This window comes from Empedobacter sp. UBA7252, assembly GCF_002472765.1.
GTDB classification, from domain to species: Bacteria; Bacteroidota; Bacteroidia; order Flavobacteriales; family Weeksellaceae; genus Empedobacter; species Empedobacter falsenii_B.
Genome location: NZ_DKSQ01000056.1, coordinates 1 through 10,347, shown reverse-complemented (window position 1 = coordinate 10,347; position 10,347 = coordinate 1). Strand labels below are relative to the sequence as shown.

5 protein-coding genes are annotated in these 10,347 nt (G+C 30.1%); 4 read left to right on the top strand and 1 reads right to left on the bottom strand.

Annotated features, from left to right (window positions below; all coding sequences use genetic code 11):
* On the bottom strand, positions 1 to 2,455 hold a 2,455-nt coding region (locus B2X73_RS08085; protein WP_291096187.1), incomplete at its 3' end, for a SusC/RagA family TonB-linked outer membrane protein.
* Positions 2,456 to 3,142: 687 nt separating this feature from the next.
* Between B2X73_RS08085 and B2X73_RS08080 the strand changes: the two genes are divergently transcribed.
* The 4 genes from B2X73_RS08080 to B2X73_RS08065 all read left to right on the top strand — a co-directional run.
* Complete coding sequence (locus tag B2X73_RS08080) at positions 3,143 to 4,477, top strand: tyrosine-type recombinase/integrase (protein ID WP_092906503.1); 1,335 nt, start codon at positions 3,143 to 3,145, stop codon at positions 4,475 to 4,477.
* Positions 4,478 to 4,807: 330 nt separating this feature from the next.
* Positions 4,808 to 7,699, top strand: a complete 2,892-nt coding sequence (locus tag B2X73_RS08075; protein ID WP_291096183.1) for an SNF2-related protein — start codon at positions 4,808 to 4,810, stop codon at positions 7,697 to 7,699.
* A gap of 1 nt (position 7,700) precedes the next feature.
* Positions 7,701 to 9,362: an RNA-binding domain-containing protein gene (locus B2X73_RS08070; protein ID WP_291096182.1), complete on the top strand. Its 1,662-nt coding sequence runs from the start codon at positions 7,701 to 7,703 to the stop codon at positions 9,360 to 9,362.
* A gap of 539 nt (positions 9,363 to 9,901) precedes the next feature.
* The coding region (locus B2X73_RS08065) for a DNA methyltransferase (RefSeq protein ID WP_291096179.1) at positions 9,902 to 10,347 on the top strand (446 nt) is incomplete at its 3' end.

The window sequence follows — 10,347 nt, the reverse complement described above, 5'->3', positions numbered from 1 at the left end:
GTTTTGTTCCATTGATAATTGCATCATCTTTTCCATTAGCCATTTTCAACATTTCGTTTTCGTTATGAGCAGCAATCAGACCTAAATCCCATGAGAATTTATCATTTCTAACAATCCCAAAGTTTAATGAAAGCTCGATTCCTTGATTTCTCATTTTACCAATATTTTGATAAATAGAATTTCCTGGAACTCCAGCAGAATTTGGCACAGGAACAGCGAAAATCATATCTTTTACATCTTGTAAATAATATTCTAATGATCCTGAAATTCTATTTCTGAACAATGCAAAATCTAATCCTACATCAAACGAATTTTTAGATTCCCATGTTAAGTTAGAATTACCAACTTGACCAAGTAAGACTCCCGATTCTGTCCCATTGTTATATCCCAAAGAATATAAATCTAAATCGACCTCATAACCTGGTTCTTCGCCAATTCCGCCATCATTCCCAACTTGTCCATAAGAAGCACGTAATTTTAATTCATTAATAACTGATGAATCTTTTAAGAAATCTTCTTTGTGGATATTCCATCCACCACCTACAGACCAGAAAATACCTTGATTATTTTCATCCGAAAAACGAGATGACTTATCTAAACGAGCAGAAGCAGACAACAAATATTTGCTTGCATAATCATAGTTAACGCGTGCAAAATATCCTTCTTTTCTAATGATGTAATTGTACCCCGTTGCACTTGTTGTATTCAAGAAATTGACTAGTTCATAAATACCAGAAACAGTTTCTCCAGTTTTACGAATATTAGAATAATCAGTTTTTCTCTCAAAACTTTCGTGACCTAAGATTGCATCGAAGTTGTGTAAACCGAATGATTTTCTATAATTTAAGATTTGATTGAATGTTGTACCTGTATACTTATATTCCGTAATTTCTAAAGCAGCAGTACCAGACGCATCTCCAATTTCTTTATTACCATATTCTTTGTATTTGTAATTTCTTACATCATATGATAAGTTTGAAGTAAATGTTAAACCTTTTGCAAGTTTAATCTCTGCATTAAATCTTGAATTAATAGAATTAGAATCTTGATATTGATTATTCAACAAAGTTTCTTGCAACACATTTCGTCCAGAACTTGCACTAGAACCTCTACCACGAGATTCGTTTCCATCATAAACAGGATTTCCTTCTGTATCATAAACACGTTGTCCATTTGCATCATACAAATAAGGCGAATAAATTGGCCCCATTGCTCGTGTAAAATAAAATGGATTGATATAAGAAGAACCTCCACTAGAATCAGCTTGATTCGATTTAATTAAACTTCCTGATAAATTAGTTCCTAATTTTAACCAATCTGTAACTTGAGAATCTACATTTACACGTGCATTATAACGTTCGAAATCAGATTTTATCACATAACCAGATTCTTTATTATAACCAAAACCTGCAAAATATGTTGTCTTCTCATCACCACCCGAATAATCTATATCATACTTTTGAAAAGACCCTACACGAGAGATATAATCTTGCCAATCAAAATCATTGTATAAAGCATCAGATGAAGTTAAAACTCCATCTACAACAACTTGATTATCGGCAACTCCGTAAATATTATTTTTAAGATTATTTGTAATTAAATTCGTTGAAGCATAAGCATTCGCTTGTGCTAATGTTGCAGAAGAATTTGAAGCTAAATAGCCATTTCGCATAGATTCCCAAGTAGCAACATAATAATCTCCTGCTCCAACTCTCGAATATTCTGGTATAGCTCTCGTTACAACTCCTGTATTTGAAGATAATCTAAAAGATCCTTTACCTTTTTTACCTTTTTTTGTTGTCACCATAACAACTCCATTTGCAGCTGATGCTCCATATAAAGAAGTTGAAGCAGCATCTTTTAAAACGGTCAATGATTCGATATCATTTGGATTCAAATCTTGTAAACTTCCTGTGTAGATAACCCCGTCTACAACATACAATGGCGAACTAGATAAGTTATAAGAACCTACTCCTCGAACTTGCACTTCCAATCCAGAACCAGGCTGACCAGAACCAGTTGAAACTTGTACGCCAGCTACAGCACCATCTAAAGCTTTTGCCACATTAGATAAAGGTCTGTTTTCTATATCTTCAGCTTTTATAGTTCCCACAGAACCAACTACAGTTTCCTTTTTCTGTACACCAAAAGCGGTTACAACCGTTTCTGCAAGATCTACAGTAGTATTAGACTGTAATTTAATAACACCTAAATGATTGCTCGAAACAACATAATCTTTTCCATTAATGATTAAAATATCACCAATTTTAGCATCAATATCAAATTCTCCATTTTCATCTGTGTAAGCTACTTTGTCTGAACCTTTGATTCTAATTTGCACATCTGCTTCTGGAAAACCATTGCCATCATTTATAATTCCTTTCGTTTGCCCATACGAAAATGCAGCAAAACCAAGAAAAGCGAATAAGCTTAATGAAGTTAATTTTTTTCTCATGTTTAATATAAATTGATGCTACAATGATATTTGACATCTTTAACTTCGAGATTATTTTAACTTTCATTCAATTTTAATTAGAATTTACTTAACATAAATAATGAATGATTTTGTTTATTATTTAATGGAATAATTAAGTAAAATTTTAAACATGACGTTTTAACTATTTTTAACATAATAATTGTACTAAAACGCACAACCTGATTTTCAGAAGATGAAAAAAATTGTAAAAAATAAATTTTTATGCTTCTTACAAAATGACTTAATATAAAAATCAAACAGACTTCAAAACAACTAAAATCATCCTTATATATAATATTGTTGTTTTCACAATATTGCATAAGATAATAACTATCAAAAGCAGTTAATAGTTGATAGATTTAAAAGCTTTTCGATACCTATTGTGAGGTTTTTTTGTGGAAAAATAAATGGACGAAAATAAAAAAAGCACTAATCAAATTGATTAGTGCTTTTTGAGGTTCCTAGCGGATTATAAGTATGCAATATGATAATTTGTTATATTGTATTGAATTCATTAAATCTTAATTAAATGCAATGAATATCAAAGTTTAATGACTTTTTCAACATTGCACATAATTGTTTCTAATTTCATTTGATTTCAATTTAGTCGGACTAATGTCGGACTCGATCTCTTACTTATAAATTAGTAATCAAAAAATAACAATTATGGCTAAAGTAAGATTTGTAGTAAAAGGATCTCAAGAAATCGTACAATTAATCATTCGAGTATCAATCTCAAGACAAAATGATTTTCAGAAAGGATCTAAAATATTCATTCCAAAAAAATATTGGAATTTTGAAGAAAAGAGACTTTACGATAAAAAAGATAAATCTTCATTTAAGAATGATGCGGATTTTATCACAACAATCAATAACTCCAATAGGCTTTTATCTTCGATTGAAAATTTCGTTTTTAATAATTTGTCAAATCCGGAATTCATTACCTCATCATTAATAGAAGATGAAATACTTAAATTTCATGGACTCCCTACATCTCATGAAACATTAATTAAAGAAAAAGAGATCGAAAGGAAAAAAGAAATTGAAAATAACAATAAACTATTATTATATATTCATAATTACAATAATATTAGAGCTAATGATTATTCTATTGAAAACTCAACAAAACAAAAATATAAATATCTTGAAAGTGTAATATCCAATTATCAAGAATACATAAATAGAGAAATTAACATCCTCGACTGTAGTAAAGAATTCTTTTTAAACTTAGAAACTTTCTTATTTGATTACAAAATGTTAATGAAATCAACAATTAGACGAATATTAAAGAATCTTAAAACCATTATATATGATGCACGAAATAACGGACTTGATGTTAATCCTAGTATAAATTTTCCTATTCAAAGAATAAAAGAAGGTGATGTAGTATATCTCAACTTTAAAGAACTGGATCAAATAAGAGATTTTACAACTGATGATAAAATATTAACCTTAACAAGAGATTGGTTGCTCATTGGATGTTATACCGGACAAAGAATTAGTGACTTTATGAGGTTTACTACTGATTGTATTAGAAAATATTTAGACAATAATGGTAATGAATATAGTATAATAGAAATAACTCAAGTCAAGACTAAAAAAAGGGTTGCTATACCTATTCATCCAATTGTAAATGAAATAATTATTAAATATAATGGATTCCCTCCATTATTCAGTTCAAAATACTCTTCTAATGCAACAATATTCAATCAACACCTTAAAATTCTATTAGAACAAATAGGTATAAATAGATTAGTATTTGCAAAAGAATTTGATGAAAATGATAAACGAAATTACATGAAAGTGATTCCGTTATATAAAGCTGCTTCATCCCATATATGTAGACGATCATTTGCTAGTAATTACTATGCACACCCAAACTTTCCAACACCATTATTAATGAGTATTACCGGACATCAATATGAAAACACTTTTTTACAATATATAGGAAAGAATGATATTAGTAATGCATTGCAAGTAGCAAAAATATTCAACGATTAATATAAATGCGTCATTAACGATATAATGACGCATTATTTTTATTTGAATTTAGTGATGCATAATCAAATCTAAATTTCTTACTCTATATTTAGTTATTCCAATCACATTAAGTTTTTTGCCTGAAATTCTTCAATACTATAAATTATTCCCTGGTACATTTGATTTTTTTGATATTATATATTGTTTTATTGCATTAATGTTTAATCACTTGATATATAAAAAACTTAAATCAGAGGATCAAAATTTACATAAAACAAAATCAATAAAGCTTAAAGAAAACAAAATTTAAAATACAACTATTTGTATCTTTACAATCTTAGATATAAATACATGATTTCAACTAACTTCCATGCAAAGTATTTTGCACATGATTTAACGCGACGATTACCATCAGATAGTGTAGGGAAATTCGTAGCTTCATTACAAGATGCTCAAGTTGATTTAAATCCTCATCAAGTTGATGCGGCTTTATTTGCTTTCCAATCTCCTTTATCAAAAGGTGCAATATTAGCTGATGAAGTTGGTCTAGGAAAAACAATTGAAGCCGGAATCATATTATCACAAAAGTGGGCTGAACGAAAAAGAAAATTATTAATTATTTCTCCATCGAATTTACGCAAACAATGGAATCAAGAACTTCTAGACAAATTTTTCTTACCATCTACAATTCTTGAATCTAAATCTTTTAACGATGAAATAAAAAAAGGTAATTTGAATCCTTTCAACCAAGAGGATCAAATCATCATTTGTTCCTATCAGTTTGCTAAAACTAAAGATGCATACATCAAACAAACAAAATGGGACTTAGTTATTATTGATGAAGCACACCGACTTCGTAACGTATACAAACCAGCAAATAAAACAGCAAACGCTATTAAGGAGGCTTTACACCCGTATAAAAAAGTATTATTAACAGCAACACCACTTCAGAATTCTATATTAGAATTGTTTGGTTTAGTTTCAATTATTGATGATTATGTTTTTGGAGATTTAAAAAGCTTTAAAGAGCAGTACTCACGTAATCTGGATGAAGATTATCTTGAGGATTTAAGAAATCGTATTCAACCTGTTTGTCATCGTACATTACGCAAACAAGTATTGGAGTACATAAACTACACGAATAGAATACCAATTTGTGAAGAGTTCTTTCCTACACCAGAAGAAGAAGATTTATATGATCTAGTTTCTGAATATTTACAGAGACCAAAACTTTATGCACTACCGAATAGTCAACGTCAATTAATGACATTAATACTTCGTAAACTACTTGCATCCTCATCATATGCTATTTTCGGAACATTAAACACATTAGTTAATCGACTTGAAAGTATTTTAATTAAAGAATTGAATTCTGATTTGTTTGATGAAATTGATGAAGATTACGAATCGACTGATGAATTACAGGACGAATGGGATGACGACAATGATGATGATATTTCGGATGTGGTTTATTCACCTGAAGATTTAGTTAACATCCAGAAGGAATTAGATGAATTAAAGCAATATAGAAACCTAGCTGAAAAAATTCAAAAAAATTCAAAGGCGGAACACCTTTTTACAGCACTTGATAAAGGATTCAAAGAACTAGAAAATCTTGGTGCAAATAAAAAAGCATTAATATTCACAGAAAGTAGAAGAACTCAAGATTTCTTATATAAAACATTAGAAAAAAGAGGATACAAAGACAAAGTAATATTGTTTAACGGAATGAACAATGATGCTAAGTCAAAAGAAATTTATAAAAATTGGATTCAAAAGAATAAAGGTTCAGATAAAGTCACTGGATCTAAAACAGCTGATATGCGTGCTGCATTAGTAGACTATTTTAAAAACGAAGCTACTATAATGATTGCTACAGAAGCTGCATCTGAAGGAATCAATTTACAATTCTGTTCCTTAATTGTTAATTACGATATGCCTTGGAATCCTCAGCGTATTGAACAACGTATTGGTCGTTGTCATCGTTACGGACAAAAACATGACGTTGTAGTGGTTAACTTTTTAAACAAAAAGAACGAAGCTGACATCCGTGTATATGAATTATTAGAACAAAAATTTCAATTATTTGATGGCGTTTTTGGAGCTTCTGATGAGGTTTTAGGAGCAATTGGTAGTGGCGTTGATTTTGAAAAACGTATTGCAATGATTTACCAAAACTGCCGTAAACCTGAAGAAATAAAAGCTGCTTTTGATGAATTACAAGAAGATTTAAAACCGCAAATTTCTGAAAAAATATTAGAAGCTAAAACTACTTTACTAGAGAATTTTGACGGAGAAGTTAGTGCAAAACTAAAAGCTAATTTATTAGAAACTACTGATTCATTATCAAAATTTGAGGAAAAATTATGGAAACTAACCAATTTTGTTTTAGTTGATAATGCTACATTCAATGATAATTTTTCATTCGAACTAAAGAAAAATCCTTTTAATGACATTAATATCAATAAAGGGAAATATATTTTACTGAGAACAGATGATAAAGGAAAAAAGAATGAAGTTCCGGAACATACTAATATTTACAGAATTGGTCATCCATTAGCGCAACAAATTATTCAAGAAGCTTCTATATTAGAAACTCCAACTCAAAAAATATCATTTAATCTTTCTAGTTCAAAATCTAAAATTAGTTACTTAGAACAGTTTATAGATGAAGAAGGTTGGATGAAAATTGTTAAACTTGAAATTGATTCTTTTGAAAAAGAAGATTACATCATTGCTTCAGCTATTTTAGATGATGGAACAGTATTAGAATCTGATATGGCTCTAAAATTATTCTCATTGGACGGAACTGAAGAAGGAGGAGTTTCACTTGATCCTGAATTTGCACAAAAACTTGAAGAAATTCACTTTGCCAATTGTCAAGAAATCATCAGTACTAACGCAATGAAAAATAATGATTTTTTTGATGAAGAAATGGATAAACTTGATCAATGGGCAGATGATATGAAACTTAGTTTAGATAAAGAGGTAAAAGACTTAGATGCCGAAATAAAACTACGTAAAGCTGAGGCTAAAAAAATCTTGAATTTAGATGAAAAAGTGAAAGCTCAAAGAACGATTAAAGAGCTTGAAAATAAGAGATCTGAAAAGCGTAGACGTTTATATTTAGCACAAGATGAGGTAGATGAAAAGAAAGAAAACCTACTTTCTGAAACAGAAAAACGTTTAGAACAAAATATAACTGAAACGGAATTGTTTGCAATTCGTTTTAAAATTCTTTAATATGACAAACGAAGAATTAATAACATTAGTTAATGAATTGCTCCAACAAGGCAAAGAATTAGAATGGCTTGAATTTAAGCAAGGTGATGCAACAGATGCACAACGCTTGGGTAGATACATTTCTGGGCTAGCCAACGCTGCTAATTATAATAATGTGCCTTTTGGTTATTTAGTCTTTGGTATTAAAGATGAAACTTTGGATATTGTAGGTACAAACTATAATTACATCAATAAAAAAGAGAAAGGAAGTGACTTAGATTTTTACATTCGTAGAAACCTTAGTCCTTCGGTACATTTTCAGCATTTTGTTTGTGATTATGATGGTAATAAAATAGAAATATTTAAAATATCTGCTGCTCAAAATATCCCTGTTTCTTTTGAAAATGAAGCCTATATAAGAGTAGCTTCTAGTCTTACTGAATTAAAAAAATATCCAGATCGTATGAGAGCAATTTTAAATTCTCATATTGATTGGTCAGCAGAAATCGTACCTAATGCCACTTTAGAAGATTTAGATACTTACGCTATTCAAAAAGCAAGAGATATTTATAAAGAAAAAAACAAAAACAAGTCTTTTTATAAGGAAATAGACAATTGGACTAATGAAGTATTTCTCGATAAACTTAAAGTAACCATTAACGGTAAGGTCACTAATACAGCCTTAATATTATTGGGTAAATCAGAAGCATCACATTTATTGTCTCCTAAAGTAGCTCAAATCACTTGGAAATTAGATACCGAAGAAAAAGCATACGAGCATTTTTCTATGCCACTGTTTCTAGCAGTAAATGAGGTATTAGCTAAGATCAGAAATGTCAACTATAAGTTTTTTCCAACCAATCAATTAATTTCTATTGAAGTACCTAAATACGATAACGAAAGTATTTTAGAAGCTTTAAACAATTGTATTGCACATCAAGATTATAGTTTAAATTCTAGAATTATAGTTACTGAAAAAATAAACAAATTGATATTTGAAAATGCAGGTGGTTTTTTTGAAGGAAATGCTGAGGATTATTTTTTAGGTGAGAAAACACCTAAGAATTACCGTAATAAATGGTTGGTAGAAGCTATGGTCAATCTGAATATGATAGATTCAATGGGCTATGGTATTTTCAAAATGCTGAAAAGCCAAAAAGAGCGATATTTTCCATTACCTGATTATAGCAAGTCTAAGGGAAACGAAGTCATTTTAGAAATATATGGTCATTCTATTGACGAAAATTATTCAAAATTGCTGATAGAAAATAAAGATGGATTAGACCTTACACAAGTGATTTTACTGGATCGAATACAGAAAAAAACACCTATTACAGATGCTGCAGCCAAAATGCTGCGCACCAAGGGCTTGATTGACGGCAGAAAACCTAATTATTTTATATCGGCAAAAATTGCAGAATTGACCAACCGAAAAGCCGAATATACCCGAAATAAAGGATTAGATAAAGAAGTGCTTGAGTCATTTGTTTTAAAGCATATTGAGCATCATGGATTTGCTTCAAGATCAGAAATTAATCAATTGTTGATGGATAAACTCCCTGATTATTTGGATGAAAAGCAAAGAAAAAAGAAAATAGACAACCTATTACAGGGCATGAAGGATAGCATTCACAATGTGGGCTCTCGTACGGAATCAAAATGGGTGAAAATTAGGAAAGACTAGGAAAGGTTTAGGAAAGAAAAAAGAGATTTATCAGATAATAATAAAATGCAAATAAATGATTTTCAGCATTTTGCAATAAAATATTTTAGGAAAGCTCAGGAAAGAACTTAGGGTACGATTAGGAAAGGGAAAAGGGGTTTGTTTAACAATTATAAAATACAAATAAATGATTTTCAGTGTTTTAAAAGAGAATATTTCAGGAAAACTCAGGAAAGATAGGAATAGACTTTGGGATACTTAGGTGATGTAAAGCAATGAAAAAGACAATGCATAATAAGGATTATTCTATTGTTAATCAGGGTTCTACAAGAAAGCCTATTTGGGTATTAAGTTTATCTAATGAGTAACCAAAGAATATTTTTAGACAAACTTTTCCAATTTTAGACAAACTTTAGTTGAACTTCGGAAAGATTAGGGATAAACTTAGGGCAATCTAGGGAAGATTAGGGATAAAAAAGCACGAATCCTGTCCATCCTAAAATCTCTAAATCATGTTCAAGACTATTTTAACAACAAAATAAAGATTATAGTAACACACTATGGCTCAAAATAAAAACTTACAAAAATTAGAATTAACGTGGATTGGCAAAGGTGAAGAACCCAAGCTTGAACCTCGTATTTTAATAGAAAACCCAGAATACAGCTATTGGGAAGGAAAAGATAAAGGAAAACCAGCTCCTTGGGGAAACAATAATAGTTATAATCATTCAAAAAATAATCCTGGCAATCCTAGTAATCCTCAAAATCATGTTCCAGACAATATGCTGATACATGGCGACAACCTATTAGCATTAAAAGCCTTAGAACAAGACTATGCAGGTAAGGTTAAATGCATCTATATAGACCCACCATACAATACTGGTAATGCTTTTGAGCATTATGATGATGGTATTGAACATTCTTTGTGGCTAAATTTAATGAAACCTCGTTTAGAGATTCTAAGAACTTTATTAGCCGATGATGGCTTGGATATCCTAACGAAAGT

Coding starts and splice junctions, on each gene's coding strand:
- B2X73_RS08070 (WP_291096182.1), top strand. CDS start 7,701: ATGACAAACGAAGAATTAATAACATTAGTTAATGAATTGCTCCAACAA.
- B2X73_RS08080 (WP_092906503.1), top strand. CDS start 3,143: ATGGCTAAAGTAAGATTTGTAGTAAAAGGATCTCAAGAAATCGTACAA.
- B2X73_RS08075 (WP_291096183.1), top strand. CDS start 4,808: ATGATTTCAACTAACTTCCATGCAAAGTATTTTGCACATGATTTAACG.